Source organism: Rhizobium sp. L51/94 (genome assembly GCF_019355555.1).
GTDB lineage: Bacteria > Pseudomonadota > Alphaproteobacteria > Rhizobiales > Rhizobiaceae > Rhizobium > Rhizobium rhododendri.
The window spans coordinates 918,730-933,214 of sequence record NZ_CP072141.1 but is presented as its reverse complement, the minus strand read 5'-3'; the positions used below and the strand labels follow the sequence as shown (position 1 = coordinate 933,214).

General features: G+C 61.9%; 13 protein-coding genes. 6 read left to right on the top strand and 7 right to left on the bottom strand.

Annotated elements, in window-relative coordinates; genetic code table 11:
• Nucleotides 1-11: 11 nt before the first annotated feature.
• On the bottom strand, nucleotides 12-1,505 hold the full coding sequence (locus tag J5274_RS04460; RefSeq protein ID WP_142830147.1) for an MDR family MFS transporter: 1,494 nt from the start codon (nucleotides 1,503-1,505) through the stop codon (nucleotides 12-14).
• 332 nt (nucleotides 1,506-1,837) lie between these two features.
• On the opposite strand from J5274_RS04460, the gene J5274_RS04455 reads away from it, so the two are divergent.
• Nucleotides 1,838-2,389, top strand: coding sequence for a glutathione peroxidase (locus tag J5274_RS04455; RefSeq protein WP_142830145.1), 552 nt, complete (start codon nucleotides 1,838-1,840; stop codon nucleotides 2,387-2,389).
• A gap of 22 nt (nucleotides 2,390-2,411) precedes the next feature.
• Here J5274_RS04455 and J5274_RS04450 read toward each other — a convergent pair whose 3' ends face one another.
• From J5274_RS04450 to J5274_RS04425, 6 genes are all read right to left on the bottom strand, one after another.
• Nucleotides 2,412-3,926 (bottom strand): carboxypeptidase M32, encoded by a 1,515-nt coding sequence (locus J5274_RS04450; RefSeq protein ID WP_142830143.1) that lies wholly within the window; start codon nucleotides 3,924-3,926, stop codon nucleotides 2,412-2,414.
• 12 nt (nucleotides 3,927-3,938) lie between these two features.
• Complete coding sequence (locus tag J5274_RS04445; protein WP_142830141.1) at nucleotides 3,939-4,955, bottom strand: ABC transporter ATP-binding protein; 1,017 nt, start codon at nucleotides 4,953-4,955, stop codon at nucleotides 3,939-3,941.
• The gene (locus J5274_RS04440; protein ID WP_143123052.1) at nucleotides 4,952-5,950 is read right to left on the bottom strand and encodes an ABC transporter ATP-binding protein; all 999 of its coding nucleotides are present in this window, start codon (nucleotides 5,948-5,950) and stop codon (nucleotides 4,952-4,954) included. The genes J5274_RS04445 and J5274_RS04440 overlap by 4 nt, the downstream gene beginning before the upstream one ends.
• Nucleotides 5,950-6,801, bottom strand: coding sequence for an ABC transporter permease (locus J5274_RS04435; RefSeq protein WP_219274769.1), 852 nt, complete (start codon nucleotides 6,799-6,801; stop codon nucleotides 5,950-5,952). The genes J5274_RS04440 and J5274_RS04435 overlap by 1 nt, the downstream gene beginning before the upstream one ends.
• Nucleotides 6,798-7,730 (bottom strand): ABC transporter permease, encoded by a 933-nt coding sequence (locus J5274_RS04430; protein ID WP_224128623.1) that lies wholly within the window; start codon nucleotides 7,728-7,730, stop codon nucleotides 6,798-6,800. Before J5274_RS04430 ends, J5274_RS04435 begins: the two co-directional genes overlap by 4 nt.
• A gap of 79 nt (nucleotides 7,731-7,809) precedes the next feature.
• Nucleotides 7,810-9,387, bottom strand: a complete 1,578-nt coding sequence (locus J5274_RS04425) for an ABC transporter substrate-binding protein (protein WP_142830135.1) — start codon at nucleotides 9,385-9,387, stop codon at nucleotides 7,810-7,812.
• A 187-nt stretch (nucleotides 9,388-9,574) separates the two neighbouring features.
• On the opposite strand from J5274_RS04425, the gene J5274_RS04420 reads away from it, so the two are divergent.
• Genes J5274_RS04420 through J5274_RS04400 form a run of 5 tightly spaced genes read left to right on the top strand, consistent with a single transcriptional unit; the run spans nucleotide 9,575 to nucleotide 14,452 of the window.
• A complete protein-coding gene (locus J5274_RS04420) occupies nucleotides 9,575-10,597 on the top strand; it encodes a GntR family transcriptional regulator (RefSeq protein WP_142830133.1) in 1,023 nt (340 codons plus the stop codon).
• A gap of 12 nt (nucleotides 10,598-10,609) precedes the next feature.
• Nucleotides 10,610-11,311, top strand: a complete 702-nt coding sequence (locus J5274_RS04415) for a creatininase family protein (RefSeq protein ID WP_209182401.1) — start codon at nucleotides 10,610-10,612, stop codon at nucleotides 11,309-11,311.
• The gene (locus tag J5274_RS04410; protein ID WP_142830130.1) at nucleotides 11,308-12,324 is read left to right on the top strand and encodes a ketopantoate reductase family protein; all 1,017 of its coding nucleotides are present in this window, start codon (nucleotides 11,308-11,310) and stop codon (nucleotides 12,322-12,324) included. The genes J5274_RS04415 and J5274_RS04410 overlap by 4 nt, the downstream gene beginning before the upstream one ends.
• A complete protein-coding gene (locus tag J5274_RS04405) occupies nucleotides 12,321-13,076 on the top strand; it encodes an SDR family NAD(P)-dependent oxidoreductase (RefSeq protein WP_142830128.1) in 756 nt (251 codons plus the stop codon). The genes J5274_RS04410 and J5274_RS04405 overlap by 4 nt, the downstream gene beginning before the upstream one ends.
• Entirely contained in the window at nucleotides 13,073-14,452 is a 1,380-nt protein-coding gene (locus tag J5274_RS04400) for a dipeptidase (protein WP_142830126.1), read from the top strand. The genes J5274_RS04405 and J5274_RS04400 overlap by 4 nt, the downstream gene beginning before the upstream one ends.
• The last annotated feature ends 33 nt before the right edge of the window (nucleotides 14,453-14,485 follow it).

The window sequence follows — 14,485 nt, the reverse complement described above, 5'->3', positions numbered from 1 at the left end:
GGCTTTGCCGATCAGTGTGACATCGCTTCCTTCGCATCGACCTTCGCCGCTGCGCCACCGGCGCGATGGCTGACCGGAATGAGCCAGGTGGTGAGAAATGTCAAAGCAGCGACCACGAAGACCCCCCAGAAACTCCAGTGCAGCGCAGAATTGAAAACGGCCCTGATGGCAGGATTGGAAGAAAGATCTGAGAGGCCGGTCGGCTGGTTCAAGACGTCATGAAGCTTCTCGGCTAGCGCTCCGCTGCCGAAGTGGGCAATGCCGAGATTGAGGATCGAACCTAGCGCCGTGGCGCCAAGCGTATTGCCGAGGCTGCGTGAAAACAGGATCGAGGCCGTTGCACTGCCGCGCTCCGACCAGTCGACGCTGTCCTGCACCAGAACGATGCTGGTGAGGCTGATCAATCCCATTCCGAAGCCCATCAAAAAAGCGCCGACACCGGCGGGTATGGGGGTGCTTTCGGGGGTCAGGAACAGCAGGAATATCGCCCCGAACGGAAACAGCAGGCTGCCGACTCTCAAGGTGCGGCGGATACCGAAAGCGCGAAACAGTTTTGGCGACATCACCACCGCCAGGGGCCAGCCGACGATCAGCATCGTCAGCGTGAAACCTGCCTCGAGTGAAGAGCGGCCGAGCACACCCTGGACGTATATCGGCAGCACCGTCGTGAGCCCGATCAACGCCATGCCGGCCAGCAGCGTCGCGGCATTGCTGGTGGCGATCAGTCGCCGGCTCCAAAGGGCGATCGAAATCAACGGCTCCGGCGCCCGTCCTTCCTGAAGCAGGAACAGCACGCCAGAGACAAGGAACAGCAGGCCAAAGCCGCCGAGGACGGCGGCGCTGGCATCGGTTTCTGTCAGGATAAACAGCAACGAAACGATGGAAACAGAAAACAGCAACGTGCCGAGATAATCGATGTGGACCACGCGAGGCTCGATCTTCTCCTTCAGGAAAAGCACGAACCCGGCAATAGTCAGCACGCCGAGCGGCAGGTTGATCCAGAAGATCCAGGCCCAGGAGAGATGATCGACGATAAGCCCGCCGGCAAGAGGTCCGACCACAGCCGAGATAGCCCAGACGCTGGCAAGCACGCCCTGGACCTTGGCACGCTCCTCGAGCTTGTAGAGATCGCCGACAACTGTCGTGGTCACGGGCTGGATGGCGCCGGCACCGACACCCTGGACAAGTCGGAAGACGATCAGCGAAGTCATCGACCAGGCGAAACCGGCAAGTGCGGAGCCAAGGAGGAAGATCAGGATGCCAACGATCAGGATCGGCTTGCGGCCAAAAATATCCGACAGCTTGCCATAGATCATTGTTGTCGTAGACTGGGCGAGCAGGAAGGCCGAAAATACCCAGCTGTAGTAGGTGAAGCCGCCCAACTCACCGACGATGCGCGGCATCGCGGTAGCGACGATGGTCGCCTCGATCGCCACCATAAAAGTCGCAAGCACGATGGCGCCGACAACCAGCGGCCGCTTCGATGGATCGACGAAGTCGGTCATCGACATTCCTTTCTCACGCATACGTCCGGATGAACACGGCGGGTGACCTGTCTACGGCATCGCGTTCACAATGGATTTTTAGGTAGTTTAATAGGAGGAAAGGCAGGCGAATCTCCTCGTCAATAGGCCTGCCAGAGCGTGTAGGGCATTGAATATTTCCTGGTCTCGAAGTCAAGATCGCAAGCCGGACAAAAGCAAGGGAGACTTCATATTTTCAGCTTCCGACGACCGGTCGCGGGACCTCTTGGCCATCGATGCCCGCGATTGACAGCGCCCCGTCGCCGCCCTCATATCGCGGGCAAGACGGAACGAAGCCTGTTATGGAGAGACCAGTGCCCGAAACCCTGTTCGATATCCCGCTCAAGCGAGCAGACGGCCGTGCTGCAACACTGAACGACTACCGCGGACAGGTCTTGCTGGTCGTCAACGTCGCTTCGAAATGTGGCTTGACCGTCCAATACGAAGCGCTGGAAAAACTCTATGAGGCGAAGCGCGACCGTGGATTTACCATTGCGGCCTTTCCTGCCAATGATTTCAAGGAGCAGGAGCCGGGTTCGGACGCCGAGATCATGACCTTTTGCCAATCGACCTACGACGTGCAATTTCCGGTTTTCTCCAAGATCTCAGTCAAGGGCGCGGCCAAGCACCCGCTCTACAAAATGCTGACAGCCTCCCCCGTACCGACCACCGGCGATGGCCCGATGCGCGAAAGGCTGAAGGGCTACGGCGTCGATACGGGCGCCGCCAGCGACGTCCTCTGGAATTTCGAGAAATTCCTGATCGGCCGTCATGGTAGCGTCGTTGCGCGCTTTGCGCCGGATGTCACGCCGGACGATCCGCGCCTGCTCTCCATGCTCGACGAAGAACTGGCAAAAAGCGCCTGATGCGTGGCGCCCCTCTGGATGATCAGGCCGTGAGGTCGGCGACCTTGGCGGTCAGGTCTGCAATATAGGCATCTGCCGACAGGTCCGAGCCGGTGGCCGCCACCAGGATATCGCCCGGGCTTTTCGAGCGCCCGTGTTGATGGACATTGTGCTGGAGCCACGATTTCAGCGGCATGTAGTCACCGCTCTCCAGGCCTTTTTCGACGGCAGCCTCCTTCCGCGCCGTGGAAAACAGCTGCGAAGACATGATGTTGCCAACTGTGTAGGTCGGGAAGGAGCCGACCATGCCCGATGACCAATGCACGTCCTGCAGCACGCCTAGCGTATCCGTGGGGACATCGAGACCGAGATAGGACTTTACCTTGTCGCGCCAGATTTCCGGCAGGTCGGCAACCCGGGTGTCGCCGGCAATCAGGCCGGCCTCAATTTCCGAGCGCAGCATGATGTGGAAATCATAGGTCAGTTCGTCGGCCTCGACGCGGATGAGGCTCGGGCGGGCGGCATTGATCACACGCCAGAAATCATCGACCGAGACATCCGACAGCTGCTCAGGGAAAACGGCCTTGAGTTCATGGAAGTGCAGGTCCCAGAACCGGCGCGAGCGGCCGACGCGGTTTTCCAGCAGCCGCGACTGGGATTCGTGCATGCCGAAGCTGGCGCCGCCGACGGCGTAGAGATTGACGAAATCCGTGGTGAAGGTCGAGCGCGAAAACTGCTCCGAGATGCCCTGCTCGTAGAGACCGTGGCCGGCCTCGTGCCAGACCGCAAACAGGCCGCCCGGCAGCCAAGTTTCACGGAAACGGCCGGTGATGCGGACATCGGAGCGGGTGAAGGATATTTCGAACGGATGCACGGCGTCATCAAGCCGGCCGCGACCGAAATCGTAGCCGAGCCGCGTAGCCATCAAGCTGGAAAACTCACGCTGTTTCTCGACAGGATAAGCGCGATCGAGGATTTCACTGCGCACCCGCGCCTCTTTCGCCTGCGCCAGCAGCGGGATCAGCGATTTCTGCAGCTGCCCGTAAAGCGTCTGCAGCTTCGACCAGCGCATGCCGGGCTCGTAGGTATCGACGAGAGCGTCATACGGGTGCTCCTCGTAGCCAAGCGCGCCGGCGATCTCTCGTTGCATTTCCATGGTGCGCTCGAGGACGGGCGCGAAGCCTGCAAAATCGTTGGCGGCACGGGCCTTGACCCAGGCCGCCTGGGCCAGCGTCTTCAGGGTGGTCGAGGCAGCAACGAGCTTTGCCGGAATGCGCGACAGCTTGGCGATAGACGCTGCCGCCTGCTCGACAGCGACGAGGCGCAGATCATCCGATGGTGCCCCCGCTAGCTCCGAGCGCGCCGTCTCGATGGCACGTTGCAATTCGTCGCCTGTCGCCATATCGCGGGCGATGCCAACCAGCGTGGCGATCTGCTGGCCGCGCGCTTCGACACCACCAGCCGGCATCATCGTGCGGGAATCCCACGTAAGCAGGTTCACCGCACAGAGGATGTCGTTGATCCGGGCAATTTCGGTTTCGAACACAGCAAAACTCATGGGAAAATGCCTCTAGGCGTTGGATAGCGTTTGGGGTGCACCGAACTCGGTCAGGTGGCAGGCGGCGGACTGGCCGTTGCCACGCGGCGTCAGCACGGGTCGCTCGACGAGGCAGCGCTCGAAGACATGGGGACAGCGGCCGGCAAAGGGGCAGCCGACAGGCAGGTTCATCGGGCTCGGCAGTTCGCCACGGGTGGCAGCCGTACGCGTACGGCGGGTCGGGTCTAGCTCGGGCGCCGCATCCAGCAAGGCCTTGGAATAGGGGTGGCGAGGCGAGGTGAACAGCGCCTCAGACGGGCTCACCTCCATGACCTGACCGAGGTACATGACGGCGACGCGATGCGAGATGTGACGCACAAGCCTCAGGTCGTGGGCCACGAAAACCACGGTGAGCTGCAGCTGTTCCTGCAGTTGCAGCAAGAGGTTGACCACCTGCGCCTGGACGGAGACGTCGAGAGCCGAGACTAGCTCGTCGGCGACGATGACCTCGGGCTCGACCGCGAGCGCGCGGGCAATGCCGATGCGCTGGCGTTGTCCGCCGGAGAATTCGTGCGGATAACGGCCGGCGGCGTCCTGCGGCAGACGCACAAGTTCGAGCAATTCGGCAATACGGCCCGGTATGTCAGCCTTCGGCCGCATGTTGTGAACCCCGAGCGCCTCGCCGATGATCTGGGCAACGGTCATGCGCGGGTTGAGGGAGCTGTAGGGATCTTGAAAGATCATCTGGACGCGCCGGTTGAAGCCACGCCGTTCCGACGGTTTCAGGTCAGCAATATCCTTGCCCTCGAAGCGGATAGCACCACCGTCCGGATCGAGCAGGCGAACCATGCAGCGCGCCAGCGTAGACTTTCCGCAGCCGGATTCGCCGACGATACCCAGTGTCTCGCCGCTGTTGACCTCGAGGTTGACGTCGCTGAGCGCATGAACCGCAAGCGCCGGCTTGCCCGCCAGCCGGCGCGCGAGCGAATGGGGGCCTGCAAAGCGCTTGGTGACGCCATCGATGGATATGATCGGCCTTACCGTGTTCATAGGATAGCCTCCGAGGCCGCGACCCGGTCATGGTGGAAGCAGGCGGCCATTCTGCCCGGCGCGACCGGTGCCAAAGGCGGCCGCTCGCGTCGACATTGTTCCGTGGCGAAGCTGCAGCGCGGATGAAAGGCACAGCCGTCGGGCAGGTCCGTGAGGCTCGGCGGCGTACCATCGATGGAAGACAGCATGGTGCGCACCGCACGGCCGCGTGGCACGGAGCCGAGAAGGCCGCGGGTATAGGGATGGCGCGGCTGGGCAAACACATCGACGACGGTGCCGGTTTCGACGATCCGTCCGGCATACATGACAGCCATCCGGTCACAAGTGGCTGCCACGACGCCGAGATCGTGAGTGACCAGCACGACGCTCATGGCGAGTCGGTCGCGGAGGTCGAGAAGCAGTTTCAGGATCTGGTCTTGGATCGTCACATCGAGCGCCGTCGTTGGCTCATCGGCAAGCAGCAACTTCGGCGAACAGGCGAGCGCGATGGCAATCATCGCCCGCTGGCGCATGCCGCCGGAAAACTGGTGGGGATATTCGTTCAGCCGCCGTTCGGCGTCTGGGATGCCGACGATGGTCATCAACTCCAGCGCCCGGGCACGACGCGCGCGGCGGTCGAGGCCGGTATGAGCGCTCAGGTTCTCCTCGATCTGCAGGCCGACCGGCAGCACCGGATTGAGCGCGGTCATTGGCTCCTGGAAAATCATGGCAATTTCGCTGCCGCGAACCCGTCGCAGATCTTCGTCGGACATAGCCATCAGGTCGCGACCGCCCCATTCGACGCGTCCCGTCACCTTGCCCGGCTCACGGATCAGCCGCATGACGGAGCGGAGCGTCACGCTCTTTCCTGAGCCGGATTCGCCGACCAGACCGACGACCTCGCCGGGAGCGACATCGAAATCGACATCGGCTGCCGCGATTGCCGTGCCACGCGCGGTGTCGAATGTGGTGGTCAGTCCACGGACGACCAGGCCGCTGTTGTCGCTTGCCGGCATCATCGGCGTATCCTCAAAAGTTCGGCGACGCCATCGCCTGCGAGGCTGAACCCCAGTCCGGTCAGGACGATGGAGACACCGGGGAAAACGGAGATCCACCAAGCCGTCGTCATGTAGTTCTTGCCATCGGCGATCTGCACGCCCCATTCGGAGGCCGGCGGCTGCGCACCGAGGCCGAGATATCCGAGGCTGGAGCCGAGCAGGATGGCGAGCGCCATGTCGGTCATCCAGTAGACGATGGCCGGCGTGATGGCGTTCGGCAGCAGGTGGCGGAAGACGATGCGCGTCGGCGTGTAGCCCATGACCCGGCCGGCATCGGCGTAATCCAGCCGCTTCTGAACCTTGACCTCGGCAGCGACGATGCGGGCATAGAACACCCAGCCAACGACGCCGATCGCCACATACATGTTGCCGAGCCCCGGCCCCAGGACAGAAACCACGGCAATGACCAGAACCAGAAACGGAAATGTCAGGACGGCATCGACGATGCGTCCGAAGATGATCTCGGTTATCCCGCCGGCATAGCCTACGAAGGCGCCGACGAGGGTCCCGAAGATGAAGGGGCCGGTGGTGGCAAAGACGGCGATCTGCATGTCGATCGTATAGGCATGGATCACCCGCGACAGCACATCGCGGCCGAAACTGTCGGTGCCAAACGGATGAGCCCAGGTTGGACCTTTCAGCAGCGCGTTATAATCGAAGGCGATGGGATCGTAGGGCGCGAACCACGACGGGAAAAAGGCGAGCAGCAGGCTGGCCAGCAGGATGAGGCCGCCGAAGACCAGCGTCTTCGGCCATGTCCGGGGCTTCAATCGCCACTTCGCGCGCGGGGTATCGGTGACGGCACTCATCGGGCCACCCTCGGATCGAGCCAGGCCTGGACGATATCGGTCACCAGGAAGGTCAGCGACACCAGCACGGCGAGCGCGATGGTGAGGCCCTGCAACACGGGATAATCGCGGCCGTAGATACTGTCGATCATCAAGCGACCCGCACCGGGAACCGCAAACACCGTCTCGGTAATGACCCCGCCGCCAAGCAGCGAGCCGATTTGCAGGCCGAACAGGGTGATTGTCGAGATAAGCGCGTTACGTAGCACGTGACGGATGAGAATGACGCGGGATTTCAGACCCTTTGAGCGAGCAAAATCGACATACTCGGCATTGATGACGCCGATGATGGCGGTGCGCAGGTTGCGCATCAGCACGGCGGCAAAGCTCAGGGCCAGAGTCAGAGCGGGCAAGAACAGGTGGTAGAGCTTGCTGCCGAACGTATCGCCATAGCCGCCGACCGGAAACCATTTGAGGTTTGCGGCAAACAGCGTCAGCAGCAGGATGCCGATATAGAACACCGGCATGGAAAGCCCGACCTGGAAGGTGCCGCGGATGACGGTATCGGCGGTCTTCTCGCGGCGAAGGGCGGCGACGAAGGCGAGCGGCACGGCAAGCAGCAGCGCAATCACCGCAGCCATGCCGATCAACATCAGAGTGACGGGCATTCGCTGCGCGATCAGATCGACGACCGGTGTCTTCAGCGTGATCGAATCGCCGAGGTCACCGGTGGCTATACGACGGACAAAGTAGAAAAACTGCACGATCACGGGTTTGTCGAGGCCGAGGCTGGCATTGATGCGCAGGACATCGGCATCCCGGGCGCGGTCTCCGAGCATGGCGCTGGCTGGGTCGCCGGGCAGAAGCCGGATCAACACGAAAGTCACGATCAGAATGAACACGATGGTCGGGATCATCTGCAGAATGCGACGGACTATATAACTGAACAATGGCAAAGAGCCGCCCTCGTATTCCAGGTGACATCAGGGATGTCGCAGACTGCCGGGGCAGCCTGCGACAATCGCAATCTCACTTATCGAGCCAGGTCTTGGTGAAGATGTTGTTGCCGAGCGGGATCTGCAGGAAGCCATGCACCTTCTTGCTGAGCGCCACCGGATAAGGCGTCTCATAGAGCGGCACGATCGGACCTTCCGCGTTGTAGATCGCCTGGATGCGGGCATAGTCGGCCGCACGCTTGGTCACGTCGATTTCCTTCTGGGAAGCCTCGAACAGCTTGTCGGCCTCTTCGCTCTTCCAGCCGGTGTGCAGCGCACCGATATTCGGAGAGTAGACGAAGTAGGACGTGATCTCGTTCGGATCGGCGATATCGTCGGTCCAGGCAGATTCACGCATCGCGAACGTGCCGGCCCGGTACTGCGCCGTCCGGCTGGCATTGTCGACCTGCTGCAGCTCGAGCTTGATGCCGATCTGCGCCCACATCTGCTGCAGGGCCGTGGCGATGCCGATTTCATCCTGGTTGCCGGCCAGAACCAGCAGGCTCGTCGAGAAGCCGCTTTCGAAGCCGGCTTCCTTCATCAGGCTCTTGGCCTTGTCGATGTCGTAGGGGAACAGCGGCTTGTCGCCGGTGTGCAGCGGCGTCGCTGATGACATATAGGAGGTCATCGGCTTGCCGACGCCGTGGGTAACGATCTGGATGATCGCTTCCTTGTTGGCGGCATAGTTCATTGCCTCGCGCACCTTGGCGTTCGACAACGGGTTGTCTTTACCATTCAACTGCGGCCGCGTGTTCAGCGTGATGTACTGGACGCGGGTCGAAGGGTAGAGTTCCATGTTCAGGTTGCCGGCGGACTTCAGCTCGTCGACGCGCGAATAGGGAATGAACTCGGCGCCATCGAGCTCGCCGGAGTTGAGCTTGAGGATGCGGGTCGCATCGTCCGGGATGACTTCGAAGTTGATGCCGTCGAGATAAGGCAGCGGCTTACCGTCTTCGCCCATGCCCCAGTAATAAGGGTTTCGCACCAGCTTCATGGTCGAGCCGCGATCCCAGGACTTCAGCATGAACGGGCCGGAACCGATCGGATGCTCGGCAAAGGCCTTGGCCTTTTCTGCCTCTGTCGTGCCGGCAGCGGCTTCGAATGCCTTTTGCGGCATGATGCCTGTGTTGAAGACGGTCAGCGCCGTCAGGATCGCCGGATCGGTGTTCTTCAGCTTGATGACAACTGTCTTGTCGCCCTCCGTCGTCACGTCGCCGATGGAGCCGACGATGAAGGTCCACTCGCCATTGTCAGGCTTGGCGGCGCGCTTCAGCGACCAGGCCACGTCCTGGGGGGTGATCGGCGTGCCATCGGAAAACTTGATCCCGTCGCGCAGCGTCAGTGTGACGCTGAGGCCGTCATCGGCAAGCTTCCAGGCGGACGCAAGACCGGCCTGAACGCCCTTGCCGTCGTCGGTCGGCAACAGCAGCGTGTCGTAGAGATTGGACAGGACCCAGATATCGACATTGGCGTCGTTGAGCACGGGTTCCAGGAAAAGGCTGTCGGCGTAGCGGCCGTAATTCAGGGTGCCGCCGCGCTCGACGGCATGGGCCGACAAGCTGGTGCCCAGAAGAAGTCCGGCGACGAGGGCCGCCTTGGCGATCGTTTTCATTGAATTCCCCTTGCTCTGATAAACGCATGAAGTGTTCTTATAGGGTATAACGATTTCATGCGTTTTCTGCGGAGTCAATCGCTTTCTTATAGGGTTCAACTATTGCAAAGGAGCCGGTTGACACAGCAATTTCGCCGGAGCAGGATAATCGTCATAGTTCACTATAACAGCCAGATTGTGCCTTGACATGGAGTTCTTTATTGATCGCGAGTTGCCCGTCCCGCTGAGGACGCAACTCCACGGCCTCATCGAATATGGCATTGCCTGTGGCGAGCTGACGCCCGGAGAGACCTTGCCGTCCGTGCGCGAGCTTGCAGAGAAAATCGGCGTTGCGCCGATGACGGTGAGCCAGGTGTACGCCGACCTGAAGGTCGCCGGTCTGATCGACGCGCGACCGGGCTCGGGCACCTTTGTCACTGAAAGCCGCCAGTCGCGTCTTGCTGGGCGCAACGACACAGCCAACCTGCATCGCCAGATCGAACAGTTGATCGACGAAAGCCACTCGCTGGGCATCAGGGCGACGGAACTCGTGTCGATGATCAGTTCGCGCATCTTCTACCGAGACAGTATCGGCCCTCGGATGCGCATCGTCATGGTCGGGCTTTTTCCGGAGGCGACGGCGAGCTATGCACGTTTCATCGCAGCGCGGCTGGGCCGCGGCGTGACTGTCGAGCCGCTCACCATTTCTGCCATCGAGCGGGAGACGGGTGCCAAGGCACGCGCCAATTCTGCCGATCTTGCCATCACCTTTGCCAACCGACATCGGGAAGTCGCAGGCCTGCTGCCGAACACCAAGGTGGTTTCGATCAGCTTTACGCCGTCAGAGGAGACGCGCCTCTCCCTCGCCGCGCTGGATTCGCTGGCATCGGTTGCCGTGGTCTCCCGTTTTCCCGATTTCCTGCCGATCATGAAGAGCGGCGTGCAGCGCTTTGCGCCCCATGTCGGAGAGATCGCTGCGGCGACACTGGAAACGACGGGGCTAGATGAGCTCCTTTGCCGCTCCAGCGTCGTGATCTATGCCTCTGGTGCCGAGGGTGCCGTCGGCCGCGCGCCGGCCGGCATACAGGCAATCGAATACCGCCATGCACCCGATACCGCTGATATCGAGCGGGTCATCGTGCCCATCATCCGTGCCGCAGGCGTCGCGCAGCCGCCCACAGAAGTGCCGCCAGCCCCCGTCATCGTACCGGCGCCGATCGTTCAGAGCTAAAGAGGAATAACCATGAAGATCTCCGACACCAACTGGCAGCAGATCGAGGCCTACCTGAAGACCGACGACCGGGCGATCCTGCCGCTTGGCAGCACCGAGCAGCATGCTCATCTGTCGCTGTCGGTCGACTCGATCCTGGCCGAGAAAATTGCCCTCGATGCCGCCGAGCCGCTGGGTATTCCGGTGTTTCCGGTGCTTGCCTACGGCATCACGCCCTATTTCCTCGCCTATCCCGGCACCATCAGCCTGCGCCAGGAGACCTATATCCGCATCGTCCGCGATATCCTCGATGGACTGCGCTTGCAGGGTTTTCGGCGCATCCTCATCGTCAACGGCCATGGCGGCAACCAGCCGGCAGGCAGCCTGGCGGTCGAATGGATGGCCGACAATCCCGACACATCGGTCAAGTTCCACAACTGGTGGAACGCACCCAAGACCTTTGCCAAGGTGCAGGAGATCGACACCGTCGCCTCGCATGCGTCGTGGATGGAGAATTTTCCCTGGACGCGCCTGCCGGGCGTCGTCCAATCGACCCAACAGAAGCCGATGGTCGATCTCGCCCACATGCGAGCGATGAACCCCGCAGGTGTCAAAGCCCTGCTCGGCGACGGCAACTTCGGCGGCTACTACGAGCGGCCGGATGAGGAAATGCAGGCGATCTGGGATGTGGCGGTGACGGAAACACGTGAGCTTCTCGAAGGAGGCTGGGCATGAGCACGCCTATTGTCATCTGGGGCGCCGGCGCCATCGGGGGAACCTTGGGCGCCGCTTTCATCCGCGCCGGCCATGAGGTCATTTTCGTCGACAATGCCGCAGACCATGTGTCCGCCATAAACGACAGGGGCTTGACGATCGAAGGGCCGATTTTTGAGGATACCGTCAAGGCAAAGGCCTACCTCCCGGAGCAACTGGAGGGCGTCTACGAGCGCATCTATCTTTGCGTCAAGGCCCACCACACCGAGGCGGCGAGCCATGCGCTTGTGGATCATCTCGCCTCCGACGGTTACGTCGTTTCGGCACAGAACGGCCTCAACGAACAGGTCATCGCGCCGGTCGTCGGCATCCAGCGGGTGATCGGCTGCTTCGTCAATTTCGGTGCCGATTATCTGTCGCCGGGCGTGGTGCACTACAGCGGGCGCGGCGCGGTCGTGGTCGGGGAACTCGATGGCAAGACGACAGAGCGAATCGAAACAATCCACCGTCTGCTGCACGAATTCGATTCCAAGGCTATCCTTACCGACAATATCTGGGGCTTCCTGTGGGGCAAGCTGGTCTACGGCGCGCTGCTGTTCGGCACGGCGCTGACTGACGACAGCATCGCCGATGTGCTGGCCAATACGCGCTACCGGCCGGTGCTGACCAAGCTGGCGCTGGAAGTCGGCCGCGTCGCTAGCGCCAACAACATCAAGCCAGAGGCTTTCAACGGCTTCGATCCCGCCGCCTTCTCACCGACGGCAACCGCTGCCGACACCGAGCGGTCGTTCGACGAGATGGTGGCGCATAACCGCACCTCGCTGAAGTCCCATTCCGGCATCTGGCGGGACCTGGCGGTGCGCAAGCGCAAGACCGAGGTGGACGCACAGGTCCAGCCGGTGGTCGATGTCGGTCGCTCGCTCGGCGTCCCGACCCCGATCGCCACGCGGCTGGTGGAAATGATCCACGAGATCGAGGATGGCAAGCGTCCTCTTTCGCTGAGGAATCTCGACGAACTGGAGAGCGTGGCGTGAATATCGACTTTGCCGGAAAGACCGTTGTCGTCACGGGTGCCGCCCATGGCTTTGGCCGAGCGATCGCGTTGGCCTTCGCCAGCCGGGGAGCCATCGTCCACGCATGCGATGTCAACGAAGCCGGGCTTGCGGACACGGCTGCGCTCAGCGACGCCGTCAGGACCCACCGGCTCGATGTCGGCGATCGCAGTGCTTGCCAGCGGCTGATCGCCGCTATCGAAACAGACGGTGCGACGGTGGATATCCTCGTCAACAACGCCGGCGGCGTGCGTGGCCAGACTGGACGGCCGATCGAGGAGATTTCCGAACAGGACTGGCAGTCGATCTTCGACGTCAACCTCTCCGGCGCCTTCTTCATGGCACAGGCCGTGGCGCCCGGCATGAAGAGGCAGAACTACGGCCGGATCGTCAACATCTCCAGTGGTGCCGGCCTCGGCATATCGCTGACCGGCATACAGGCCTATGCTAGCGCCAAGGCCGGCCAGATCGGCCTGACGCGACAGCTTGCCCACGAGCTCGGAGCGTGGGGTATCACCGTCAACAATGTGGCGCCCGGCTTCGTGCGTTCCAATCCGACGACGGAACGACAATGGGATGCGATGGGCGACGAGGGACAAGCCAAGCTCCTCCAGAACATCGCCCTCAAACGGCTCGGCGTGCCGGATGACATCGCAGCGATGGTCATGTTTTTCGCTTCGGATTTTGCCAACTGGATTAGCGGACAGGTCATCAGTGTGGATGGTGGCAAATGAGCGAGATGGAGAGCTACCTCGACGCGCATTTTGCCGAGGCGCTGGAAGACCTCAAGGCCTTCTGCCGTATCGCGAGCGTCAGCACCGATCCGGCCTATGCCGACGGTATCTCCGAGGCGGCCCGGTTCGTTGCGGGACGCATGACGCAGGCCGGCTTTGCTGCCGTCGAACTGCTTGAAACCGGCGGCCATCCGGCAGTCTACGGAGAACTGATCAGCGATCCCTCGCTCCCGACATTCCTGATCTATGGCCATTACGACGTGCAGCCGCCGGATCCGCTGGAAAAGTGGCAGACACCGCCCTTCGAGCCGACCGAACGAGACGGTCGGCTGTATGCGCGGGGTGTCTCCGACGACAAAGGGCCTCTGCTGATCCCGATCCTTGTCGCGGAAGCCTTCATGAAGACGGCGGGGCGCCTGCCGGTCAATCTCAAGGTGCTGATCGAGGGCGAGGAGGAGTCCGGCAGTCCGAATTTCGAAGCCACGCTCCAGACTTACCGCGAGAGGCTAGACTGCGACCTGGTCATTTCGGCCGATGGTGCGATGTGGCGGCCCGACCGGCCGTCGATGACCGTTGCCAGCCGGGGTCTGGTGGCTATGGATATCTCCGTCACCGGCGCTTCGAAGGACCTGCATTCCGGCCGGCACGGAGGCAGCGCCCCCAATCCTATCCGGGCGTTGGCCGTTCTGCTCGCCTCCCTGCACAGAGATGATGGGCGAGTGGCCGTCGACGGCTTTCTCGACGGTACGGCGCCGCCGGATCCGACGATCATCGCCGCCATCGAAGCGGCAGATTTCGACGCCGGCGAATACTATCGCGACATCGGGGTTCAGGGACAGGCGCCGATCGCAGAGGGCCGGGATCTGCTGATCCGCCAATGGCTGGAGCCGACGCTGGAGTTCAACGGAATTTCGGGAGGCTACCAGGGCCAGGGCACGAAAACCGTCATTCCCTCCTCCGCCACTGCCAAGATCACCTGCCGGCTGATTGCTGGGCAGAAACCGGATCACATTCTCTCGGTCGTCACCCAACATCTGCAGGCGAGACTCCCGCCGGGTTTCACCCTCGACATTCACCGGCACGGGCCCGGGAGCGAAGCATTTTTCGTCAATCCCGAATTGCCCGCACTGGCGGTGGCCGAGGGCGTGCTCGAGGAACTGTTGGGACAGAAGCCCCTGCGCGTTGCGATGGGCGCCACGATCCCGATTGGCGCGTCGTTCCGCAAGCATCTGGACCGAGAGGCGATCTTCTTCTCGTTCTCGACATCGGACGAGGATTATCATGCGCCGAACGAGTTCTTCCGGCTTGCCAATTTCCGCATCGGGCTGACCGCCTGGGCAATGCTGCTGACACGGCTGGGAATCGGCGGGGCTTGATCGCGCCGCCCTTGTCGCGCATCAATAGCCGAT